This window comes from Rubritalea marina DSM 17716 (genome assembly GCF_000378105.1).
Taxonomy (GTDB): domain Bacteria; phylum Verrucomicrobiota; class Verrucomicrobiia; order Verrucomicrobiales; family Akkermansiaceae; genus Rubritalea; species Rubritalea marina.
The window spans coordinates 20,267-44,230 of record NZ_KB899262.1 but is presented as its reverse complement, the minus strand read 5'-3'; the positions used below and the strand labels follow the sequence as shown (position 1 = coordinate 44,230).

The window sequence follows — 23,964 nt, the reverse complement described above, 5'->3', positions numbered from 1 at the left end:
CCATCATCTGCCATTCTGATCAGCTTGAGTGTTTTTCGTGGCGTGGATCTCATACCTGTAGAATGGCATCCCGTGAATACAGGATACTCGCTGAGACTTACTCGTGTAAATTAGGGTTATATGTATAAGTGGGTGATATTAAGTACAATGACGCTCTTGCCTGTTTTAAGTGCAAAGGCAGAAGATAAACTCCAGGATACACTGGCGCCTATGAGTGCAGATTCATTGCCAGCGGATGTGAAGTCATTGTGGGCTCGGTTTGATGCCAGTAAGGATCCATTAGAGAAAAAAGTACTCCACAGTTATGAACAAGATGGAGTGAAGGTGGAGATGATATCTTACCTAGTAGGGACATTTAAAGGGAAGAAAGTATGGATGGGCGGCTACCTCGCCTACCCAAGCAATAGTGACGAGAAGCTTCCTGGCATTGTACAAATCCACGGCGGTGGTCAGCGAGCAGGAGCCGACTACGCACTCGGTATTGCTCAAAATGGTTATGTGGTGCTCGCCACCAATTGGGGTGGTAGATTGATGCAACATCAAGAAGCTGGGCAGCCAGCAGAGGGCACCATTGGTACCGATTGGTCACCACTTGACGCGACCCAAAAAAACAATGGCTGGTATGCTCGTACCGATCCTAGCCCACTCGGTTATGACGACTTTGATTCACCGCGAAACAACAATTGGTTTTTAATCAACCTGGCCAATAAACGCGCCATCACCCTCCTGCAGCAGCACGTGATGGTAGATCCAGAGAAGATTGGAGTACACGGGCATTCGATGGGAGGAAAGCTCTCTGTGATGCTCGCTGGCACTGATGATCGTGTGAAAGTTGCCGTGCCATCCTGTGGTGGTACTGGTGCCGCGCCAGAGGCACTGAAGCAACGCAAGGGGAATTCCTCGCGCCCACAGCAAATGAAGCCTCTATATGCAAAATACATCGACGATGCACAGATGCTTCCATTGATCACGGCTCCCATCATGTACAAGGGACCACACAATGACTTCAATGGCTTGGTCTCGAGCATGGCATTCAACTGGCGCAACATCCCAGCAGATACAGAAGTGCGTTATTCGATGACGCCGCATATGAACCACCGCCACGCGCTTGAAGGTGATTTTGTGGATCTCTTGATGTTTGAGCAATACCTGAAGGGGACTTACACCGTTCCGAAGACACCGGAGATCGAAGTCGATTTGAAGGGCGATGCCAATGGTCCGATCATCACCGTGCGCCCAGACTCGTCTCAGGCAATCGAGAGTGTTGAAATCTTTTACTCGCAGGACCCAAATGGTCAGTTCCGATTCAACCGTTCGGCTGAGGTGGAGAAGCAAGGAGATGTCTACGTGGCCTCCACTCCCATCACATCGAAGAACCTTGGCTTCTTTGCTACGGCGAATGTGAACTACAAGCACCCTGAGCACTTGAAGCTTAAGGGCCCTAGGTGGAGTGCGACACCAGCAAAGACATACTTCATATCGACGAATATCGAGAAATTTGAAATCCCGGAAGTTCAGGCAGCGAATCCAGCCGTCACTGATAGTTCGACTCGTATGATCCAGGAAAGTTTTGAAAATTACGCCAAGCCAGATTGGTATCGTTATTCTCAAAACCGTCTCAACACGCGTAAGATTCGCGACCCTAAGTGGCGTGGGCCAGTGGGGGCGAAGCTCGCGGTGGAGGTTCTTGACCCAAATGCCGAGAATCTCATCTTGGAATTTCGCTTCAATGATTACGCAAAGTATGGGCGTGAATACCCGCAAGGTGAATTCTATGCCGTGGTGCCGCTGAAGCAATCGGATGAATGGCAGTCAGTCGAGATCGACATTGCGGACCTCAAGCCAGTCAAGTCGGATCAAAAAGGCATGCCAAAAGATTGGCAGACTTTGGATCATCTCACGCTGACACATCGCTTGGATGTGCGTGTTGATGGACATCAAAAAACCTTCCACAGCAATAACAAGCACGGCCATGGACAGCAACTTCGCATGATGCAGTGGGTAGGCGGTGCGTACCCTAAAACGATTCTGATGAATGGTGGAGGGATCGAACTTAGCCCGGAAGATTACGAAAAACAATTTGCTGATCAAATTGATGAATCCATTGAGCTCGAAGAGGCTGTGGATGGAGTCAAAAAAGCACAAGAATAGCAGCTAGTTATTCACTTAAAACGATTTGGAGCTGTGAGGGAAACACCCCCCAAAAAGCCCAGAAAACAAAAACAAAAACAAATGAAAGTAAAACAACAACATAGTTTGCTCGGAGCTATTGCCCTCACAATGGCGAGTACTGCGAGCCTAGAAGCGGCCACCGTCGTATGGGATGGTGGTGCTAGTGATGGACTTTGGTCCAGTGCCAACAACTGGGATAACGATACAGTGCCGACCTTTGGTGACACGATTACCATCTCAAATGGTGACACGGTTACCAACGATCTTGGTTCTGGTAATCTGCCGTTCGGCTCGATCATCACCATTTCTGGCGGATCGACACTCGCCGACACAGGTGTGTTCCGAGCAAATCACTCGACACTCAATATTGAGGCATTATCGACGCTCGGATCTGGCGGTTTTCACGACCTCAATGGCGGCACCTTCAACTTTACATCTGGCGCGATAATCAGCGCTAGCCATTGGGAACATAAGGGCAGTAATGCATTCGGCTTCTCCTTGGATAGCTCAGGCTTCACCACAATCAATGCAGGCAACTTGGCATTCGGTAACAACGGTTCAGGATTTGCTACCATGGCTGATGCTACTTACAATGTCGACATGGCTTCCTACACTGGAGGCGTTGGAACCATCACCTTGATGCAGTTTGCCAACGATGCCATTGATGATGCTGATTTTCAGTTGGCTACGCTCAACATTAGCAACGTCGGAGCGGGGCTCAATGCAGCCCTTGCTTATGACGACTCTGGTGCGATTCAGCTCAACGTCACTGCGGTGCCAGAGCCAGCATCGACATCGCTGATCGGCCTGGGCGGCTTTGCCTTTCTCCTTCGTCGTCGTCGATAATCGACCTGATTGACTCCGAGATGGGCGACTATTCCACCCATCCGAGAGTCATGACTATCCCACAAGACAGCAGTGCTATGACTCGCATCGATGGCACTGCTGTTTTTTAGCAAACCTTCTCCCTACTTTTTGATAGAAGGCTGTTTCGTGCTGACTCTCACGGCTTGCTTGTCCTGACCTTGAGCTCAGCCCAGAAGCATACGAAAAACAATGCTTCACCCCCTATCAAAGCAATGAATGATTTGAAACTTGTGATTGTTGCCAGCTGGTTACTGAGTGTCTCTCTGATTCACGCCGAGCGCGTGTCTTGGGATGGAGACGCAGGGGACGGGCGCTGGAGCACGGCGGCAAACTGGTCGAGCGATCGCTTACCTCGCGTTGGGGATGCAGTGTTCATCAAAGATGCCGAGGTGCTTTGGGAGGATGCAAATGAGCATGGCAACCTTCTGGCTTCTTCGCTCCATTTGCTGGGCAAGGCACACCTTAGATTGCTTAGTGTGTTTCGGGCCAATCATGCTGAAGTTTTTATTGGGCCGCAGGCCACGCTGAGTGGCTCGGGTGGGAATGTGTTTCTCGACTGGCTGGGTGCGAAGGTCACCTTTGAGCACGGCGCCTCAGTAGAGGGCTCTTTGATATGGGAGACGAAGTCACAGCCAAGCTTTACCTTCCAGCTCGGAGCGGATGGCTTCGAGCCTCTCGAACCGGAGCTTATGATGCAGGCTAAAACGAGTGTCCACCAAGAGTCCACTTATGTTGTTGATATGGCTGCCTATCAGGGGCCAGAAGCCGATGTCCTACTGGTTCGATACCAGAAAGCAATTTCAGACCCGGGGAGTGACTGGTTCACCAAGGTTTCGCAACGCATCCAAGGCAAAGGTGAGTTTATTGGCTCATACCTGCATTGGGATGAGCCACAGAGAAGTTTGGTACTCAAGGTCAGGAAGCACCTTCAGGGGCGGCCGACCGGTAGAAGTTTGCTAACTATCGGAGCGTTAAGTATCAAGCAGCGTTGATGGAGTGATCGAGCCACAACTTAGCATTCAATCTGCCCAGGTTCTTCTGAGAACTTGAGGCGTATTTCACCTCGAGCAACTGGGCCAAGAGCCTATTGATTCATCACAAAACTAATATTCTTTATGCATATCACAAAAAACCTCAAATGCCGCTTTCGTGGCATTGCATTGACAGCGATGGGCTCGCTGATGGTCACAGCAGCTACGGCATCGCCACAAGTTCAAGTCCCACAAGGCTCCAGCGAGAGCTGGCGCGAGCGCCACGAGCAGAAAGTAGCAGAAGCTAAGCAAGGGGCGCACGATGTGGTCCTCATTGGTGACTCGATCACCCACTACGCTGAGCGTGATAGCCTTTATGGATACTACTTTGGTAACCGCAAGACACTGAATCTGGGCTTCGGTGGTGATGGAACAGAGCGTGTGCTGTGGAGATTGCAGAATGGAGAGCTAGACGGTGTTGAGCCAAAGCTAGTGGCTTTAATGATCGGTACCAATGATGCGAGAAATCAGAGTCCAGAAGCGATTGTGGCAGGTATCGGGGCGATCCTTGATGCATTAAAAGTCCGCACTCCTGAAGCAGAAGTGATTCTATTTTCAGTATTTCCCCGCAAGGCGGGCAAGGAGCAGAACACGCTGGATAGGGTGAACCAACTGCTCACGCAATTTGATGCGCGTGAGAAGGTGACGTTGGTGGACATTCGTCCAAAGTTTTATCTCGCAAATGGCGAGCTCAATCCAGAGTTGTACCACCGTGATATGTTGCACCTGATCACCAAAGGTTACCAAATTTGGTGGGATGCTCTAGAGCCATACCTCAGCAAGGCATTGAATGAAGAGCCCCTGCCAGCGAACCCGCCCATGGCAGTACTCTCAGGCACCCGGGATGGCCCGCGCCATCAGCAAAAGCTCGAAGAGGTGAAACGTGGAGATTACGAGCTGGTCTTCGTGGGCGATTCGATCACGCACTTTTGGGAGCGTGAAGGCGAGTTTGGTATGCCAGTTTGGGAGAAATACTACGGCCATCGCAAGGCATTCAACCTCGGCTTCGGTGGGGATCGCACAGAATTTGTAAATTGGAGGCTGCAGAATGGTGAGATCGACGGATTGGACCCCAAACTTGTCGTTCTCATGATTGGCACCAACAACACCCACATCGGGAAGTACAGCCCAGATGAAACGATAGCTGGGATCTCCAGCAACATCCACAACATCCGCAGACGTCTACCCAATGCCAAGGTTTTGCTGCTCTCGATTTTTCCACGTGGTGAGAATGCTGCAGACCCGCTGCGGAGGATCAACGAGCAAATCAATGCGCGTCTGCCCGAGCTGGCTGCTGCGGACCCAGCCATCACGCACCTCAATATCAATCAAGCTTTCCTTGAGGCTGATGGCACCCTTTCAAGCGAAGTGATGCCGGATCTCTTGCACCCGAATACCAAGGGCTACGCAATCTGGGCAGAGGCGATGGAGCCGACACTCAGTAAACTTCTCAATGATGAACCAGTACAACCCTAAGCATTGAGGGAAACGCCTGATGCACCGCTAGAGAATACCCTGGCGGAAGGCTTTGCTCACTGCTGCTGGGGCGTTTTTCACATTGAGCTTTTTATAGATATTACTCACATGGCTATCGACGGTGGAGTACCCGATTCGAAGTGCCGTGGCGATTTCCTTTTTTACCAAGCCATCGGCTAAGTGTTCGAGAATTTCAATTTCACGATTGGTGAGAGTTGATTCTACCAAGGTTTGTGGGAGTTGTTGCTTGAGTGTTTGTAGGATGAACTTGGCCACACTGGGATCCAACGAGGAACCATCCGCCATGACTTCACGAATACTGGTGGTGATTTCCTCGAGACTTGCAGATTTCAAAAGGTAGCCATCTGCTCCTTCCGAGATTGCTCTTAGGATATTTGCTTCGCTATCAGACTGAGTAAGTATGATGATTTTAACATTTGCGTCGATGCGCTTGATGAAGGGGATCGATTCAAGACCGCTCATGCTCGGAAGTTGCAAATCCAGCAAGATGAGATCGGGGGTGACTTGGTTTTTTGGTGCTTGAAGCTCGCGAAGCGCGACCTCGGCTGTGCCAAATTCGCTAATGAGATGGATGTCTTTTTCATCTTCTAGAGCGAGGCTAATGACTTCTCTATAGTGAGGGTTGTCTTCGATGACGGAAACTTTGATGGTGTCTTGCATGGTGTGATTTCCTTAGTGAGCTTAGAGCAGCTTTAATTTTTTTATTTTGAGGCTGAGGACAATGGAGGCGCCTCCACCCTCAGGTGTCTGGATGTTGACTTGCGCGCCCAGCAACCTAGAGCGCCGCTGGATGGCTTCTGGAATGGATGCCGCGCTCTCAGTGTCGATGCCCGTACCATTGTCTGTGATAGCGAATTCTAGATGGTGTTCGGTAGCTGTCAGAAGCATCGTCACACGGTTGGCTTCGGAATGTTTGAGAATGTTGGCCAAGCATTCTTTGTGGAATAGGCAAAAGTCCACACGTTGTTTACGGCTTAACTTTTCCAAATGCTCCTCGCCAATGATTTCCAGTGTGTAATTGATATCTGCTAGGAAGCGTCGGGAGCAGCGCGTAATCTCCTCTTGAACATTCTGGTAGAGATGCCTCTCCTCGAGCATGTCGGTACAGTAGCGTGCAGATGATCCACAGCGTCTTGTAAGGTGGCCGATCCGTTCCAGCAATCTACTGAGCTTGGCATCATTGGATTGCGATTTTTGAGCGAGCTCACTGAGGAGCCCCAGAGCATGAAGGTTTGCCCCAAGTTCGTCATGCAAGTCAGCGGCAATGCGCTCGCGGGTCATATGAATGGCTCGTTGTTGGCCAATGCGAGTGATTAGGATGATGATGATCGTGCCAGCCACGAGTATCACCACGATCCATTGCAGGAGAATGAGGTTGGCTTTTTGCTTGGCGTATCGGTCCTCTAAAATCGCCGCAATCATCGGCTTCTCTCGATCGAGATCGTGGCGTAGAGCGAGTTGTTCTAACCATTCTCTCGCGGGTAGAATCTGCCCATAAATGTTGAGCCCATCTGTCAATGAGGCTTCTGGGCGGTTAGAATATGTCTCCAGGAAGGTGACCTCTACGGGCTGATTGAGTGCCACATTGAGGCCATTGGAATCTAAAAATTCGAGTTCGGCAAAGCCGAGAGCGGAGAGTGTGAGGGAATATTGTTTGTCGACGTATGGCTTGGTCGCGGTGACTCTGAGGAATCGGCACTGGTGGGGTGCAAAGCTCCTAGAAATAATAGGTCCAGTGTCGTAGATGGAGTTTCGATAGTAGGTGGTGAGGACCTTGGAGTCACGGAAGTCGGGATGATTGGCGCCTTCTACGGTGAGTTCTTGGGGGATGGCAAAGTCGTTAGAGAGCACCTGGGGGATACTGTCACTGACTTCTACGGTGTGCATGTTGATTTGGCTGACCATTTGGGGGGACTCCAGATCGATGGTGATCGATGGTTGTTCATCAGTTTGAACCGGTGCCAGGAAGGCCACGCTCCGGTCTCCAAGATTGGAATCCATGATGAAGGGGGTGAACCCGTCCGTGAGGCATTTGCGATGCCTTGAGCCATAGGGGGAGTCTTCACTGGATGAGGCAGTGATTTTTTGATTCAGTGCCACATTCGTTGCGCCACTAAAGACATACATCTCGGAGAGTTGCACACATCGTTTGCCATCCCAGCCTCTGGGGCTGAGAGTGATAAATTCGAGACGCACCCAGTCGGCCTCTACTGGGGCAAATGGAATGATTTCTGGTGCGACACGAGGTAGGATCTTGTCTTCCAATCTTCTCTTGGCGATGATCTTTCCTTTCGGGTCACCGTGGAGGCCTGCCAATACATTGAAGGCGACCGGGAATGCATCAGCTTTAAAGCCTTGGTCCCATCCTCGCCAGATCTCTGGTACCAAGACGACACAATCAATCAAAGAGCTGGTACTTAGGTTGATTTGTACCCAGTGTTGGTCAGCCCCATCGTTGTGCACCATAGAACGGTAGCCGACACCGCCCACGCCGCCGCGCATGGTGTAACTCGATATTTCTGAGAGGGTTTGGTTCACCTGCGTGCGCCTATTCTCCAGCTCAGGAGTGCTCATTTTCTGAAGCTCCGCGAGATTAGGTGAGGCGGCGAGAAGGTAGGAATAGCCCGCCAGGAGGTAGAAGACGATGCACAGGCACGATGCTCTCTGGCTGGCGCGTTGCACGTTGTGGTCTCTCTGGAAAGTAGAGGAATTGATCATCGTTTCGTAGTATGCCCTTGTCTCGAGCCCATGGCCAAGAGTTTTGCGGTGCAATGCTATACCTATCAAGATCTCAAGCTCATTAGCATCCCTTAAACACGGGGTCGCAGAGAAAGGTAGAGCTCTTCCTCTCTGTCAATCACCAGCGGCAAAGCAACTATCACATGGAAGATGAAGGCTGCCACGCGCAACGGCTTCCTTGTCCTAAGCAGCGTCGCCGACACTTCCGGCCTCTACGATCAGCTTGATCGATGAGGATTTTGTGGCTGCTTCTTTCAGCAAGGAAGCGGCACTCGACCTCAGTGGCTATGCCTTGGATGAGATGGCAGATTACGATTAGCTCGTGATTACTTTGGCTAAAAATTCTGTGATTGGCAGTGGCCTAGCCTTCCAAGTGGTTCAGGTGGCTGCAGTCCCAGAGCCAATATCTGCGGTGTTGCTCAGCATTGGAACCCTAGGTTTTCTGATGAAACGCCGTCGCTAAGAGTTATTGAAAAATCTCATCTTCAGCCTGGGCTCGCGAGAGTTCGGGGTTCTTTTTTACTCAACCGAGTGCCCCAATAAGTGAAACAAACTCTCAAAATCCTATAAAATGAGGATGACGTTTGGGTGGGGTGAGATGTTTAGCTGAAATAGCCTAAATCCTATTAAATATGAAAAATCCCCAATACTTCTCCACCCGATTGAGCATCCCGACATTAAAATCAAGTGCTGTATTGCTATCCTCAATGGTGCTTATGGGCACATCTCAGGCGGCCACTTGGTTCCAAGCGTACGGGAGTGGTAATTGGGATAGCATTACTTGGGGTTCCGGAAATGGAGCAGGCTCAGGAGCAGGCTTTGTGGAAAATGATGGATTGGTCTTTATTGATGTGAATTCAACAGTGACTCTAGGGCACACACAAACGATAGGTAGCCTCTCGCTCCAGCGCAGCAACGGTAATGGGCAATTGAATTTAGCTTCAGCATCGGCTAATTTGACTGTGACAGGCAATGCTACTCTCGGCTTGAATCCATCGGACACGCTTTCAGGGACCTTAGACGTTTCTGATGGTGCGATCTCCGTAGGTGGAGTCACCACCATTAACACGAATGGAGTTTTCAATCTAAGTGGTGGTTCCTACAGTAGTGCGGGCACTACTGTGCATGGGGTGGTGAATTTGAGTGGTGGCTCGATTATGGATTCTGCTACGAGCTTATTTAGTGCTAGCTCTAATCTGGCTTTTGACTTCGGAGGCTTGGATGGAAGCTCGATGGTCACTTGGGATGCCGCTGATATTTCTGTTGTTGATGGAGCGATGCTCAGTTTGAACGGTTTGGGGGGCTTGGGAGTTGGAAGTTACGACTTGATGAGCTTCTCTAATTCTTTGGTGGGTGATTATGATGGGAATTATACTTTAGATGGGCTCAGTAATGGTTTGGCTGGCTCGATTGCCTACGATTCAGATAGTGTTTACCTGAATGTCGTGGCTGCAGTCCCAGAGCCAACATCTGCGGCATTACTTAGCATTGGCACCCTAGGTTTTCTGATGAAGCGCCGTCGCTAGACGCGCCTTGACGCTTTTTTCTATGTAATGCCCTGAGGTCTGAGGATCTTGGGGCATTTTTGTGTCGATGAAGTGGCGCTAGATCTCCTAAATTGTGGATGGACATCTCGATCCTATGTTATAAATTGTTAGCCCGCCTTGGTGGCTGAGTCTATTCTTAGCCTGCGGTGGGATGATTCAATTGAGACATAACGAGGATGCAGCTAGCAAATAGAAGAAGATATAAGGCCGCTGTCATGAGCGGTGTGGCGGTTTTGTTGGGACTTGGAGGAGTTCAGGCAGAGGATGGATATGCGGCTCAGCGTAAGCAGGTCGAGGCATTGGCCAAGCTGACAGAAGCGCCGGCGATGCAGCCGGCTGAGGGGTTCGAAGCAGAAGGGGCGTTGCGAGCTATCTATTTTGATGCACTCGATTGGAAAGGGAAAGCGACCAAGGTATTCGCCTGGATGGGGCTGCCCGAGTCTGCGAGTGCGGAGCAGAAGGTGCCGGCCATGGTACTAGTGCACGGTGGTGGTGGCACAGCATTTAAAGCGTGGGTCAAGAAGTGGAATGAGCGTGGATACGCTGCGATCAGCATTGGTGTGGAAGGCCAGACAGACATCCGACCAGAAAAGCCCAAAGAAGGGAGGTACTGGATGCCTCACGAATGGGCTGGGCCGATCAGGCACGGGATCTACAATGATTCGAAACCAGAAACTCCGCTTGAGCAACAATGGATGTACCATGCGGTGGCTGACACGATTTTAGCCAATTCCTTGATGCGTTCTCTTCCTGAGGTGGATGCAGAAAAGGTAGGTCTCATGGGGATTTCATGGGGTGGTGTGATTACCAGCACGGTGATTGGTATTGATGATCGCTTCGCCTTCGCCATCCCCACCTATGGCTGCGGTGACATCTCTCAGGCGCTCAACCAATACGGCCGCGCACTCGGTAAGAATGAGACTTACAAGCAAGTTTGGGATCCCGCCTTGCGTCTGGATACGGTAACGATGCCAACACTCTGGTTCTCATGGCCGGAGGATAAGCACTTCCCGATGGACAAGTTTGCATCGAGCTATGGCAAAGTGGCTGGACCGCATATGGTTTCCTTGATTCCTAAGATGGGGCACGGTCATGGCCCGCCGTGGACTAAGCCAGACAGCTATGCCTTTGCCGAGAGCGTGCTCAAGGAAGGCAAGCCATGGTGCCAGCAAGTGCAGCTGGAAAACAAGGGGGCCACGTTCAGCGCCACCTTCCAGTCGACCAAAGAGCTCGATAGTGCGCAGCTTATCTCCACCACAGACACTGGAGTGTCTGGTAAACGCAAGTGGGTAGAGAGCCCAGCGACACTGAGTGGCCAGGGTTTCACCTGGAAAGCATCTGCGGAGGTGCCTGAGGGAAGCACTGCTTGGTTTATCAATGTGAAGGCGTCTGAGCTCACCGTAAGTTCAGACTATCAAGAGGCAAAATAAGTCACACTCAACATCACTCCAACACCCATCTCGTGGGTGAGACAACACACACAATAACATGAAAACAACGAACCTGATGCGCATCGCTCAAGGGGCTGCTTTTGCGGCCTTTGGTGTGATTTCCGTGGCTGGCAGCAGCATGGCAAAAGAGGAAAAAAAGGCGCCCAACCTCATCGTGGTCATCACCGATGACCAAGGCTATGGCGACCTCAACTTTACTGGAAACAAGGCAATCAACACCCCGCATCTCGACACGCTTCGCAGCCAAGGGCTCTTGCTCGATAACTTCCATGTGGATCCGACCTGTGCGCCGACACGTTCCGCGTTGATGACGGGGCGCTACTCCAACCGCGTCGGTGTGTGGCACACGATTCAGGGTCGCTCCATGCTCCGTAGCCGTGAGATCACGATGGCCGACATTTTTGGACAGAACGGCTACGCCACTGGGATTTTTGGGAAATGGCACCTAGGCGATGCCTACCCGTACCGCCCTGAGGATCGAGGCTTCCAACACACTGTCTACCATGGTGCGGGTGGCGTTGGCCAAGCCCCCGACTACTGGGGCAATGACTACTTTGATGACACCTATCTGGTGAACGGGAAGTACCAGCGCTTTGAAGGATTCTGTACCGATGTTTGGTTCGACGAAGGCATCAAATTCATCAAAGACAACAAGGACAAGCCATTCTTTGCCTACATCTCGACCAATGCACCACACGGCCCGCTCAACACACCAGAAGAATATTGGATGCCCTACAAGGATAAGCCAGGTGTCGCAGATCCACGGTTCTATGGCATGATCACCAACATCGACGACAACATGAAAAAGCTCATGGACTTCCTCGATACGGAGGGCCTCGCCGACAACACGATTCTAGTGTTCATGACCGACAATGGCACCGCCTACGGCCATACCAATGGTGGCTACATGGGTGGCATGCGTGGGAGCAAAAACTCTGAGTACGAAGGCGGCCACCGCGTGCCAATGATCATTCGCTGGCCGAATGGCAAGGTAGAAGCAGGCTCCACGATCGATCGCCTCACCGCACATCTAGACTTTTTACCTACCATGATCGATCTCTGCGATCTTGATGCCCCAGAGATTGAGTTTGATGGCAAAAGCATTCGCCCACTCATCTACGACCCTAAAGCAGCATGGGCAGAGCGCAATTTAGTGGTGGAAAGCCAACGTGTGATCGACCCGATCAAGTGGCGTAAGAGCGCTGTGATGAATGATCGCTATCGCCTCGTCAATGGAGAGGAACTCTTCGACCTTCAGAACGATCCAGAGCAAAGCACCGACATAGCAAAACAGCACCCAGAAGTGGTGCAACAAATGCGGGCGCAATACGATGCATTCTGGGCTGATGTGTCCCAAGAGCACGACCTCACCACCTACATGGCCATCGGTTCCGATCAGGCGCCGGTCGTCGCCCTTTCCTCGCACGATTGGTTGCTCAAAGAGTACCCGTCTTGGAACCAACCACAAGTGGCTGAAGGCAAGATGGCTGTCGAATCCCACTGGGCAATCGAAGTCGAGCGCGATGGCGACTACGAAATCTCGCTGCGTCGCTGGCCAGTAGAGGCAGACAAACCCATCAATGATGGCACCTACGGCAAAGCATTCAAATTCAAGAAGGCCATGCTGCGCATTGGCGATATCGAACAAACAGTAGAGATTCCCTACGGAGCCAAGGAAGTTACCTTCAAGGTGACGCTCAAGAAAGGCATCACCAAGTTCTCGCCAATCTTTATCGATGGGAAGTTTAAGGCCACACCGTACTACGCCTATATCACCCATAAGCCATTTGATGGCTGGCAAACCCCAGAAGGCATGGGGATTCCAGTCTACGATCCAAGCTACGGCCGCAACAAATTCGGCCATCAGAACTAAGCGCCACAAGGTGACGACACCGCGTTTCTGGTCTCGATTCGCAGCATTTACAGAAAGCGAAGGGAATCACCCTTCGCTTTTTTCTGTCCTAGAGAATGATTTTTCGGTATCCATACGTCCCCTCACTTTCCAATGGGAGTAAAGTGGGCCGATAATTTCCCTATCTCTTTGCTGCTGAGCCTTTCGCTAAAAAATTTTGTGTTGCCTCCGGCGTGATTACAATGTAATCACATAGTATACACATGGGTCATCCTAGCTCAGGCAGTTTAAAAAGAAGATTTGCTGAATGATAGGAAAGCTGGTTGGATGACCCTCATCGTTGAATTGGAGGTACTGTTATGCGCACATTTTTAAAGAAAAACACACGAGACTCACAAGCGGGCTTTGCCCTGATTGCCACTATCAGTGTGATGGCATTACTAGTGATGGTAGCCCTCGGCGTGATGAGCTTATCCACCTCACAGATTCGGAGTTCAGAGAATTTTAAGCTCCAAATGGAGGCGCGTTCCAATGCAAGGCTTGGGCTAATGGTAGCTTTAGGAGAGCTTCAAAAAGCTGCAGGTCCAGACCAACGCATCACAGCCCCAGCGAGTATTAGAGGCAAGAACGTGGATCAACCTCAATTGGTGGGAGTGTGGAAGTCATTCGCCCAGGATAATAGCGACAACTCAGGCATCTCATACGATTCACAAAAGAGGAATGACTTTATCCAGTGGCTCAGTTCCTCAGCCGATGACGATAATCTTGATTACAATTATCCTGAACAATCACCACAGGATTCTGTGGTGCTTCTCGGTGATGGAACCCTTACCGAAACTGCTGGCGACCCAATGAGCCAAAGCGTGCGTGCCGCGAAGGTGCCAGTGTCTGATCAGTCCGGCTCGCTCACAGAAGGAAGCTACGCCTGGCATGTGTTTGACGAGTCGCTGAAGGCGAACATCCAACTCAATGACCCCCAACCTCAGAATACAGCTGACCGTGTTGCGGCGATTACTGGTACTGGCAAGCCTGACTTTGAAACCCTCTCCAAGAGCAATGTTGACTATAAAGCGTTAGAAGATTTGACAGATGAAGAAAAAGAAAAGCTTCACTCTTTTGGTTCCTCAGCACTCGTAGGCTCAAATTTCCAGCCCAAGACGGCGAATGCATTCAATACCCTTACGGTGGACTCAAAAAACCTTCTCATTGATGTTGTGAATGGAGGATATCAAAAGGATCTATCGCTCTTGTTTGAGAACACTTCACTTCCTTCAGACTATGACAATCGCTATTTATACAGTGAGAGCAACAGCCCATTAGTGAATGCCCCCGCAAGGTTTGACGGAGCTGAAATGATCCCTAGCCCTGATCCCAAATGGGCTTTGCTGCATTCACATTATAAAATGTATGATAAGGTAACTGGCTCTTCTAGTGGTTATGCTGCAGATGCAAGTATCTTGGCCAGAGATAATCCAGCGTTTTTCGATTCACAACAATTACTGCCGGTCATTTCCAATGCTCAATTTATCTTTTCGTTATCTGCTCAAGATTTCGCTTTGACCCCACCATACAACACATTTTTAGGATTTTGGGTAGATATGGCAGTAACCTTATGGAATCCCTATGATGTTGCCATCAGAATTGACGGCCTTGAGCTCGAGATGTATCGTTTTCCTCTGCAGGTGGAATTTTTTCGTAAAGAAACATCCAATGCACCGTGGCAGAGTGTTACATCGAATACACCCGTTCATACCGCCTTCATGTTCAATGGTGGGAATAATTCGACAGGTGTAGATAATGTACAGGATGCTCTGCCATATCGTGCTCGCATACCTGGGTCGAGCTCAGCCGCCGGAACCAATGATATTATCTTGAAACCTGGTGAGTATCGAGTCTTTGGAGCTCCTGTGGCTGACCCGCAATACCCAGGCCCACCTTATACCTACAACCACCAGAATTGGAATTATTCTAGAGGCCTAGTCTTGGCTGAAGGGTATGATCCTCTTGTCGGTGGTATATTTGACCGTTTCATTGCTTCGAGTAAAGACCAGACTCCTTTGTCTCCTCTTCCAACAGTACCAGGAGCTTTCATTTTTCAAATATGGGGGAAAACTGGAGATACTTTTGGAGTGGGTGTTTCCCCTGCAAAAGTGGAGCGAACTACGAGCTTTTGGCCTGAGACGAACAATCGTGAACTAGTGACTTATATGAAAATATTCCGTGGCGATGGAGGAAACCATGGCACAGTGACGAATGTTGATAGTTACGAAGATAGTCTGAATCAGAATAGAACGCAGATTGGGGCTGTAGAAATCGATATGGAATCCAATAAAATGGAGGACATGCTGCCATCGTGGGGTCCTGATGAACTATCCACATTCTATGTGACGGATGCCAACCGTACCACACAAGGGGTAGCTAATTTTCCGCAGTATAAGCAGCCCTTTTTGATTGCTTCAGTTCGTCTGAAAACTGAGAGAGATTCCTATGATATCGACGGATCGCCAACCGCTTCACAATGGTTGCACAATGGGATCACGAACACATACTTTACCAATGGAATTACCGACGGCTCTAATGATCCTACTGATCAGAATGAAAACGAGAGTAGTCACCAGTATGAAATCACGTGGGAAAAAATGACTTCTTGGAATAACATTCCTGCAGTCGAAATTGATAGTGACAATAGAGGGTATGGCGGCACAGGAGTGTCATCAGAGTCCGGAGTAAACGTGGTCGCTTTTGCTCAAGTCCCACTGAGTTCGGCTACTTCAATTGCTCAGTTTGTGCACGCGCCATTGAATGCTGGCGGTCAAGCACCGTTGACGACCCAAATTGTCGGCAATTCTTTTAGTTCTCCGCTCATTCCTTTGAATTCGAAATCTAAGGCAGGCAGTATCGGTAGGCATCTGGACCACTCCTACATGGCTAATACGGCATTATTCGATAGCTATTTCCTGTCGTCAGCTGCAACTGAATCTGGTCCTTTATACGATGGTAGTGGGCGCGATGTGAGTAAAGTGGTGAGTGATTTTTTTGATGGTGTGCAGTACTTGAGAAACAGAAATATCGTGGCCAAAAAGGGAGCAAATGCACAAGTATCGGAGTCCGATTACGAGACATTCGCTCAGTATCTATACAACCATGGTGCATTCAATGTGAACTCAACATCGGTTGATGCATGGGCGTTATTCCTAGCGAGTGGAGTTGACGATGCGTTACCTTTCATAGAATTGCTAAATGGAACTGGGGCGATCACTTCAACCGGGAATACGAGCAATAGTGTTTTCTCAAGATATGTTCCGTTGCTGGGCGAGGTGGTTGATGCGAATGAATCTGGTCCAAATCGATGGGCAGGTCACAGGCAATTGTCTGCACAGCAAATATATTCATTAGCTGAGCTTATCGTGCAGGAGGTTGAGTTGCGCGGACCTTTCCAATCCATTGCGGAGTTTGTCAATAGAAGGTTGGAATCAGACTCAGCTACCGCTGACGCTGGGGCGATTCAATCAGCGATTGATAAGGCTGACATAAATACGCCCTTTGGTGATCCCGCTCCCAAAAATGCTGCGGAGCTTGGAGATTCTGCAGGGACAGCAAATACATCTGATGGTGCTCCAACACAACTTACCCAAGCGGACATCCTCACGCGTATATCGCCATCGATCACGGTACGAGGGGATACATTTAAAATTCGATCCTATGGCGAGGCTTCCGATGGTAAATCTACGGCACGTGCATGGTGTGAGGCTGTGGTTCAGCGAGACCATGAATTCAGCGATGCTTCTCAACAGCCAACAACATCATTGGATAATCTCAATGTTACGAACCAAGAGTTGGGTCGTCGCTTCAACATTCTTTCATTCCGTTGGCTTTCGGAATCAGAGCTTTAATATCTGTCACACCAAATTTCATGATTAAGAATCTATTACCAATCCTAGCATTAATGCTAGTTTGTATGCCCCAATCTATTAGAGCTCAAGCCAGAGAGGTGGCACTTTCATTATACGCATTTGAATATGCGAAGGGTCATGAAACCATTTACATTCTAAATAAGAAGGGTCAAGGGGAGGCGATTCGGCTTTCAAATGCTAATGTACTTGGACCCTTTAAGTCTGTTATCAACGAGGGTGGACGTGTTGCGCTCTGTCGCAAAGAAGTGGATGAGGATGGCATTGTTCAGTATCCAATACTGACCACTGTAAAAGTACCTACGAGGGTACAAGAACCACTCCTAGTCTTATTTCCTGTCGAAGGGGAAAGTGCATACAATGCACTGGTGCTCGATCGTGCTGTGGCAAATTTCCCTTATGGAAGCTACAAGTTGATCAATGCTTCACCATATCCCGTACGTGGGCTGGTAGGTAAAACAAAAGTGTTTGCTACTTCAAAGAAAGTGACAAGTTTTCAGCCTAGCTTTAATGGCAAGTTGTTGGACGTTCACTTCCAATACAAGCAGGCCCCAGAATGGAAAACGTTTGGACGAACTCGCTGGGTGGAAGAGAGGCGGCAGTCATTGCTGTGTGCCTATCAAGATCCTCGTACAAAGCGGATGAAAATACGAGGCTTGGTCCTTCGCCGGCAATAAGTAAGATACTCCAATTGTTTCATAGACCCTCCTTGTTCAAGGGGGGAGCTTAGTGATGTCCACCTGTTAGGTTTTGCTGCTTCATGAAGCGCGTTAGACCTGGCTTTAGGGGCTAGCTGTTGGTACTAGGCTCACTTGAGTGTTTGTTACTTTATTGGGTGATTATGAAGTGATCTGAGAATTTCCTAAAAGATTTTGATATTTCTTGTGGTTTTCCTCGTATAAAATGAGGATTACCGTGAAGGGCGCGTCACCTAACATTCGCTTTCTGTGTCTCATGATCTAGGCACGGTTATTCACAAATATTATGAAACTTCGATTCAGTTTATTCCTTCTATTATCAGGTTTGGTGTCAACGCATGCTGAGGATGCTTCAGCTCCGGCGGCAGGCGAGATGGTGGATGCACCGCTTTCTAGGCTCATGCCTGTGAATTCTGATTTCACCTCCATGTGGTGGGCGGAAGGCTTTCCAGGTTTGATTGAGAATGCGCCATGGGTTCGTTGTATTCGCACCGGCCATTATTCGTTTTATCTGAATACTGAGACGCTTGAGGTGGTGCATCTAGCGGGTGCGCCGAGTGAGAGGGGCTACAACATTTACCACCACGTGGATGGACCAGCGACTCAATTTCAGCCGGCCGAGCTAAAGCTGCAGGCAGTGGTGGATGGCAAGACCTATGTCTGTGCCAAAGGTGGCAAGTGGTCGCGTTTTGAGGGACCTCGCGTGATCGTTTCTGGCAAGTTGCTCCAGCGTGCCGATGTGACTGATTTGGAGTTTGTCGCAGCTGATGGCGAGGTGTTGAAGACTGAATCGCGTTTTGAGACGGTGGCTTGGCCGGATCGATTGACTTTCGTGTTGGCGGTGAAGCCAGTTGGTGCATACAAGGACTTGGATCTGAAAATCCAGCTGGGCAACCAGCAGGGCTTAATCCAAACCGATACGGCTCCGGAGAATGCTGATCCAGTGTACTCAAAAGGGTGGAAGCAAGTGAGTCTAAACTTTGACCCAGCGAAGATGTTGGTGAAGCAGCCGCAGACCGAAGTGCAGCTTCTCGCCAACGAAATCGCTACGGGGCAGGAGCGCAAGGTGCGCTACGACCAATCCTTAGCGAGTTATCGAGTGGATTTGGATAAGGTGAAGCCAATCGTGCCTAGCTTTGAGGGGGCGACCCAGAATGATGCTATTGAGCGCGTGCGTGTGGTGCTGAAGAACCCGAGCGACAAGCCGCAGATGGTGCGGATGATTTTTGAGAAGACCAACACAGGGATGGCGCAGCCGATTGGTGCTCCAGTCACTGGTATTTCTGCAATGCTACGCGACACCGAGGGCAATCCAACGGGGATTCCGGTGCAGTTGAGCAAGAATTGGCACACCTTGGAAGAGGCGGGCATCTACCGCAACCAATGGTTTCACGGAGTTTCACAAATGCGCATGCCGGCGAATAGCCAGAAGGAGCTGGAGCTGACGATTTGTTACGGCCACTGGGGTGGCGTGGCAGCGGCTTCGCACGCGCAGCTATCATTGATCGGCTGGGGCAGTAACCAGCTGTGGGAGGAAAGTGCCATTGGTGCCTGGGGCGAGAGCATTTGCTACGAACCAAGCCAGGCTCAGGCGGACACAATCGTGACGGATGTGCGTCCTTTGATGGTGAGCAAGCCGGATGGATCCGGGGTGTGGCAGTGGACCAACAATGTGGGGGGTGCCGACTTCTTTAGATTGTTTAAGCCAGACGGCACTCGTGTGGTTCCTGCTGCGATGCAGGCGCTGCGTCACCGCCAGGGTCCATGCCTCACTGAGGTCACCTACGGAGGCAATTTGGAAGAATCGATTTGGCATTCCACCACGACCAGCATTAGCCGCAGTGACGACATCGTGCGTGGCACCTTCAAGCTACGCATGCACGTGCACAAGCCAGTTGATTTCTCACGCTTTGTGATCTTCCAAATCGGTTCAGATACCTACAATTACACGGCTGAGAAGAAGCTCGCCTTTGGTGATGAAGGCGGTCTGAAGCGTGAGTGGGATGCCACTTGGGGTGGCGATGTCTACCGCGGCGAGCCGATCAAGTGTGTGGGTCGCGTGCCTTGGGTGTCGATGCACGACTCTGAGCAACGCGGTAAATTGCTGCCGAGCCCCTGGGCGAACCGTGGATTGGTGATCCGTTCTTGGAAAGCTCGCTTGGGTGGCAAGGAAGCTCCGGCATGGATTGCTGAGCGCGGCACTCGTCTCAGAGACATGGACTTTTCCACCTTTGATATCGTGCCGCCTGCTGATGTTAAGCGTCTAGAAGCTGGCGACTATGTGGAAGCCACTGTCGAGTACCTGGTGTTCCCGAAAGCTGCAGATGAGTACTATGGCCCGAACAAAGAGCTGAAGGCGGCGCTCGAGAAAAGCGCCAATACTTGGGAACTCGCATACCGCGAGGCCATGGGTGGTAACTATCAAGTCTCCATAGAGCGTGGCGGCCTGATACGCCGTCACCCAGACCTTCGCGTGATGAGCGACAAGGGCAACCTTAGCATGCAATTGGAGGGTGGTATCGGCTACTTGCCCATCACTATTATGGCGTTGCCAACACCTGACCAAGGTGAGCTTTTGGTAGATGGCAAGCCATTGGACCAAAGTGTGCATGGCAGTGACTTCTGGCAGACTGACTATGATCCTGCGACCCAACTCTGGAGCCGCACCTACAACATTCCTACCCAAGTGAAAACCTCAGATAACATACACATAGAATTCAAACACCCATGAAATACTTGCTGCTCCTTGCGATGACGGTTTCGACAGCCTTGGCTGCGCCGAAACCCAATATTATTTTTATCTTCACTGATGATTGGGGTTGGGGCGACCTTAGTTGCCACGGCCACCCATACATCAAGACGCCAAACATCGACCGTTTGGCTAAAGAAGGTGCAGATTTTCAGCGTTTCACTGTGGCCAGTGGTGTTTGCTCACCAAGCCGCGCTGCAGTGATGACCGGGCATTTCCCGGCTCGCTATAGTATTGATGGTCATTTCGCTTGGGTACCAAGTAATGCAAAGCGCAACATGCCGGATTGGTTGAGCTTGGACGCGCCGCTCTTGCCAAAAATGCTGCAAGAAGCTGGTTACGCCACGGCTCACTACGGCAAGTGGCATCTCGCCAACAACATGATTCCCGACTCACCAGTACCAGGTGAGTATGGCTACGACGAGTACGGTGCCTTCAACTGTGCTGGCGAGCAAATGCCGTGGTTTGAAGACTCCATGCACACGGTGAATTTCATGGAGAAGAGCCACAAGGCTGGGAAACCATTCTTCGTGAATGTCTGGATGCACGAGCCGCACACACCATTCCACACGCTGCCGAAGTACCGCTGGAGATTCCGCGACCTGCCAGAGGCTGATAACATCTACGCTTCCGTTCTTTCGCACGCAGACGATCGCGTGGGTGAGATCTTGGACGCGCTTGACCGCATGGGCATCGCCGACAATACCTTGGTGGTTTTCTCCTCTGACAACGGACCAGCGCGTGCTGTCGGTGAAGAACCGCTCAGGATCAAGCACGACACAGCGACTGGATCCGGCTATGGGATTGCTGCTGCTAAGGGCGTGACTGGCGGCCGCAAGGGCTACAAGGCGTCTCTCTTCGAGGGCGGGATTGGCGTTCCATTTCTGGTGCGTTGGCCAGGCAAGGTAGAGGCGGGGCGTATTGACGACCAGTCACTGATCTCTGCAGTCGACCTTCTTCCAACCTTCATCGAGCTTGCTGGTGCGAAGTTCCCAGCTGGATACGAGCCGGATGGCGTGAGCCAGGTGGAAGTGCTTCAGGGGGCTACGATGGCGAAGCGTGAGAAGCCGCTTTTCTGGAAGATGGATAACCCAGCTTACCCAGGGTCCAAGGGTCGCCCCAATCATTGGGTCGGCTATGCCGTGGTGGATCAAAACTGGAAGCTTGTGACCGATCGTGTGATGAAGCATTTCGAGCTCTACGACATTGCGTCAGATGTGCAGGAGAACGTAGACCTCAAAGAGAAGCATCCAGAGGTGCTTGAGCGTCTCACCAAGAAGCTCATCGATTGGCAGGCCAGCCTGCCAGATGGTCCTGATAGCTCCACATTCTCTGAGCTCCGCAAGGACATCAAAGCGGATCAATAAGTCGCTCCAGCACCTCGACCTTCTAATCTATTGAGAATAGCATTGGATTCAGCAAATTTGCTGTGTTAGTTATCTATAAATGCCCACATGCGTCCGACAGATTTTCTACCTCAGCATCTTTTTATTGAGCCTGTGCTCGGCTGAGGCAACTCGGCGCGAGATCTCTGAAAAGGTCGAAGCATCATCGCTGCACGAGCTGGAGCAACGGCTGGTTGAGGTGAAGCAAGAGCTCGACTCGCTCGCGCGTTACAGCTTTCGCAATGGAGTAGGAGCGGTAGGCTACCGCACCATAGCGCATCAAAGTAGCGACAACACCGAGTGGGTCCAGATTGACATGGGCAAGCTGGAGCAGGTGGATGAGGTGGTGCTCGTGCCCTCGATCTGGCGCGATACCAAAGAAGGCTTCGTCGCGGACGCCTTTCCAGAAGAGTTTCAAATCATCGTGGGCAATGGCCCAGACGATGAGGGTACGGTGGTGGCGTCGTTTGATGCCGATGACCAGCTGCTGCCGCGTATCGCCCCTGTGGTCATTCCTTGTGGTTCGGTGGAAGGGACTTGGGTGCGCGTCGAGGCCACCAAGCTCTCAAGGCGCGCGTGGGATGGGATGTACATCCTCCAGCTGTTTGAAGTGTTGATCTTCAATGGCGAGCGCAACGTGGCGATCCAGCGCCCTATTGAGGTGTCCTCTCCGAATGCGGATGATGGTGACCTAGCGCGCGATAAGCGATTTTTGGTGGATGGATTCCTACCATACTTGATGGATGCAGCGCACGGTGAGCAAAGCCTGGCCTTCAACAGCCGCATCGGCATCGGTAAAGAGCCGGTGATCACGATGGACTTGGGAGAAGATATCCTGTTGGATCGGATCAATATCCACTCACTTGACCTAAGTGACACAGTGCCGCAGGTGATTACCAATGACTTTGGAATGCCTCGTTGGCTAGTGGTAGAGGGATCGAATGACCCTGATTTCAAGACCTTCGATCGCCTTACGGAGTACCAGATGACTTCGCTCTATGAATCCGGGCCGATCATCATGCGTGATTTTGAACCACAAGTTTGTCGTTACATCCGAGTGGTCGCGCTGGAGCCCTACGCCAGAATGTGGCGTGGACTGATGAAGACGCAGATCGGTTTTGCTGAGATCGAGGTCTTCTCAGGTGCAGAAAATGTGGCGTTGGGCAAGAAGCTCTATGCGGACTTTCCGGTGGATAGTCCGGTGCGCTCGATCAGTGCACTGACGGATGGGCGCAACCTCTATGGCGACATCCTGCCGCTTCGCTTATGGATGCAGGAGTTGTCCAGGCGGCATGAGCTAGAGGTGGAGAAGCCACTCATCGAAGCTGAGCTGGAGCTGCGCTACGCGCGCCAAACTAAGATCCTAAACCGTACTGGCTGGCTCGCGGTGCTACTTGGGGCTGGGATCATCGTGACGATTTTGATTGAGCGCTTGAATCGAGTGCGTCAGGTCACCCAGATTCGCGAGCGTCTGGCTGCGGACTTGCATGATGAGCTCGGTGCCAACATCCACACCATTGGCCTTTTGAGCGACCTAGCATCAGAGACTGAAGACGACCCAGAAGAGCTATCGACCTTGCATCGCAGAATCCGTTCGGAGACCGAAAGGTCCAGAGCGGCGGTTCGGTATTGTATTAATATGCTGGAAGCCGATGAGCTATACACAGACCTCAAAGACGACATGGAGAGGGCGGCCCGGCGGATCATGGCGAAGCTCGATTATACTCTGAAAGTGGAGGGTGAGCAGTATCTACGCACCCTGCCAGGTAGCGTTCGATTTGACCTTTTCCTCTTCTACAAAGAGTGCTTGGTGAACATTAGTAGGCACTCTGGAGCCACAACATTTGATTCTGTGCTGGTAGCTGATGAAAAACGTGTTGTATTAACAGTTACCGACAATGGTATTGGCTCTGATCGTGGTGAGGACTATATTCCTCATTCATTGCAACGTAGAGCCAAGCTCCTCAAGGCGACCGTCAGCTCAGAAAACCCCGAGTCGGGCGGTACCCGCATTATCCTGAAACTACCTACACGAAGACGAAGAATATTTAGCTAAGATACTACC

Annotated in this window: 15 protein-coding genes; 13 read left to right on the top strand and 2 right to left on the bottom strand. The window is 50.9% G+C overall.

Going from position 1 to position 23,964, the window contains the following annotated elements; all coding sequences use genetic code 11:
- The first annotated feature begins 210 nt into the window (after positions 1-210).
- The 4 genes from F454_RS0111635 (at position 211) to F454_RS15900 (ending at position 5,546) form a co-directional block, all read left to right on the top strand.
- Entirely contained in the window at positions 211-2,151 is a 1,941-nt protein-coding gene (locus F454_RS0111635; protein ID WP_018970835.1) for a dienelactone hydrolase family protein, read from the top strand.
- An 81-nt stretch (positions 2,152-2,232) separates the two neighbouring features.
- Positions 2,233-3,018, top strand: coding sequence for a PEP-CTERM sorting domain-containing protein (locus F454_RS0111630; protein WP_018970834.1), 786 nt, complete (start codon positions 2,233-2,235; stop codon positions 3,016-3,018).
- A gap of 233 nt (positions 3,019-3,251) precedes the next feature.
- The gene (locus F454_RS0111625) at positions 3,252-4,031 is read left to right on the top strand and encodes a hypothetical protein (protein ID WP_026292868.1); all 780 of its coding nucleotides are present in this window, start codon (positions 3,252-3,254) and stop codon (positions 4,029-4,031) included.
- Between the two features lie 123 nt (positions 4,032-4,154).
- On the top strand, positions 4,155-5,546 hold the full coding sequence (locus F454_RS15900; RefSeq protein ID WP_018970832.1) for a GDSL-type esterase/lipase family protein: 1,392 nt from the start codon (positions 4,155-4,157) through the stop codon (positions 5,544-5,546).
- 27 nt (positions 5,547-5,573) lie between these two features.
- Here the strand turns inward: F454_RS15900 and F454_RS0111615 are convergent, their stop codons facing one another.
- Complete coding sequence (locus F454_RS0111615; RefSeq protein WP_018970831.1) at positions 5,574-6,227, bottom strand: response regulator; 654 nt, start codon at positions 6,225-6,227, stop codon at positions 5,574-5,576.
- A gap of 21 nt (positions 6,228-6,248) precedes the next feature.
- The gene (locus F454_RS15035; RefSeq protein WP_156817258.1) at positions 6,249-8,285 is read right to left on the bottom strand and encodes a sensor histidine kinase; all 2,037 of its coding nucleotides are present in this window, start codon (positions 8,283-8,285) and stop codon (positions 6,249-6,251) included.
- Positions 8,286-8,637: 352 nt separating this feature from the next.
- Between F454_RS15035 and F454_RS16160 the strand changes: the two genes are divergently transcribed.
- The 9 genes from F454_RS16160 to F454_RS0111560 all read left to right on the top strand — a co-directional run bounded on the left by F454_RS16160 (position 8,638) and on the right by F454_RS0111560 (position 23,955).
- The gene (locus tag F454_RS16160) at positions 8,638-8,769 is read left to right on the top strand and encodes a PEP-CTERM sorting domain-containing protein (RefSeq protein ID WP_018970828.1); all 132 of its coding nucleotides are present in this window, start codon (positions 8,638-8,640) and stop codon (positions 8,767-8,769) included.
- A 169-nt stretch (positions 8,770-8,938) separates the two neighbouring features.
- Entirely contained in the window at positions 8,939-9,832 is an 894-nt protein-coding gene (locus F454_RS0111595) for a PEP-CTERM sorting domain-containing protein (protein WP_083913001.1), read from the top strand.
- 236 nt (positions 9,833-10,068) lie between these two features.
- On the top strand, positions 10,069-11,283 hold the full coding sequence (locus tag F454_RS0111590; protein WP_018970826.1) for an acetylxylan esterase: 1,215 nt from the start codon (positions 10,069-10,071) through the stop codon (positions 11,281-11,283).
- 58 nt (positions 11,284-11,341) lie between these two features.
- Entirely contained in the window at positions 11,342-13,177 is a 1,836-nt protein-coding gene (locus tag F454_RS0111585; RefSeq protein ID WP_205619040.1) for an arylsulfatase, read from the top strand.
- A 338-nt stretch (positions 13,178-13,515) separates the two neighbouring features.
- Positions 13,516-17,049, top strand: a complete 3,534-nt coding sequence (locus tag F454_RS0111580; RefSeq protein ID WP_018970824.1) for a hypothetical protein — start codon at positions 13,516-13,518, stop codon at positions 17,047-17,049.
- A 20-nt stretch (positions 17,050-17,069) separates the two neighbouring features.
- Complete coding sequence (locus tag F454_RS0111575; RefSeq protein ID WP_156817257.1) at positions 17,070-17,744, top strand: hypothetical protein; 675 nt, start codon at positions 17,070-17,072, stop codon at positions 17,742-17,744.
- 307 nt (positions 17,745-18,051) lie between these two features.
- Positions 18,052-20,496: a hypothetical protein gene (locus tag F454_RS0111570; protein ID WP_018970822.1), complete on the top strand. Its 2,445-nt coding sequence runs from the start codon at positions 18,052-18,054 to the stop codon at positions 20,494-20,496.
- Complete coding sequence (locus tag F454_RS0111565; RefSeq protein WP_018970821.1) at positions 20,493-21,881, top strand: sulfatase-like hydrolase/transferase; 1,389 nt, start codon at positions 20,493-20,495, stop codon at positions 21,879-21,881. Before F454_RS0111570 ends, F454_RS0111565 begins: the two co-directional genes overlap by 4 nt.
- A gap of 79 nt (positions 21,882-21,960) precedes the next feature.
- Positions 21,961-23,955, top strand: a complete 1,995-nt coding sequence (locus tag F454_RS0111560; RefSeq protein ID WP_018970820.1) for a histidine kinase — start codon at positions 21,961-21,963, stop codon at positions 23,953-23,955.
- Positions 23,956-23,964 lie beyond the last annotated feature (9 nt).

Coding starts and splice junctions, on each gene's coding strand:
- F454_RS0111560 (WP_018970820.1), top strand. CDS start 21,961: ATGCCCACATGCGTCCGACAGATTTTCTACCTCAGCATCTTTTTATTG.
- F454_RS0111570 (WP_018970822.1), top strand. CDS start 18,052: ATGAAACTTCGATTCAGTTTATTCCTTCTATTATCAGGTTTGGTGTCA.
- F454_RS0111625 (WP_026292868.1), top strand. CDS start 3,252: ATGAATGATTTGAAACTTGTGATTGTTGCCAGCTGGTTACTGAGTGTC.
- F454_RS0111630 (WP_018970834.1), top strand. CDS start 2,233: ATGAAAGTAAAACAACAACATAGTTTGCTCGGAGCTATTGCCCTCACA.
- F454_RS15035 (WP_156817258.1), bottom strand. CDS start 8,285: ATGATCAATTCCTCTACTTTCCAGAGAGACCACAACGTGCAACGCGCC.
- F454_RS0111585 (WP_205619040.1), top strand. CDS start 11,342: ATGAAAACAACGAACCTGATGCGCATCGCTCAAGGGGCTGCTTTTGCG.
- F454_RS0111565 (WP_018970821.1), top strand. CDS start 20,493: ATGAAATACTTGCTGCTCCTTGCGATGACGGTTTCGACAGCCTTGGCT.
- F454_RS15900 (WP_018970832.1), top strand. CDS start 4,155: ATGCATATCACAAAAAACCTCAAATGCCGCTTTCGTGGCATTGCATTG.
- F454_RS0111580 (WP_018970824.1), top strand. CDS start 13,516: ATGCGCACATTTTTAAAGAAAAACACACGAGACTCACAAGCGGGCTTT.
- F454_RS0111590 (WP_018970826.1), top strand. CDS start 10,069: ATGAGCGGTGTGGCGGTTTTGTTGGGACTTGGAGGAGTTCAGGCAGAG.
- F454_RS0111635 (WP_018970835.1), top strand. CDS start 211: ATGAGTGCAGATTCATTGCCAGCGGATGTGAAGTCATTGTGGGCTCGG.
- F454_RS0111595 (WP_083913001.1), top strand. CDS start 8,939: ATGAAAAATCCCCAATACTTCTCCACCCGATTGAGCATCCCGACATTA.
- F454_RS0111615 (WP_018970831.1), bottom strand. CDS start 6,227: ATGCAAGACACCATCAAAGTTTCCGTCATCGAAGACAACCCTCACTAT.
- F454_RS0111575 (WP_156817257.1), top strand. CDS start 17,070: ATGATTAAGAATCTATTACCAATCCTAGCATTAATGCTAGTTTGTATG.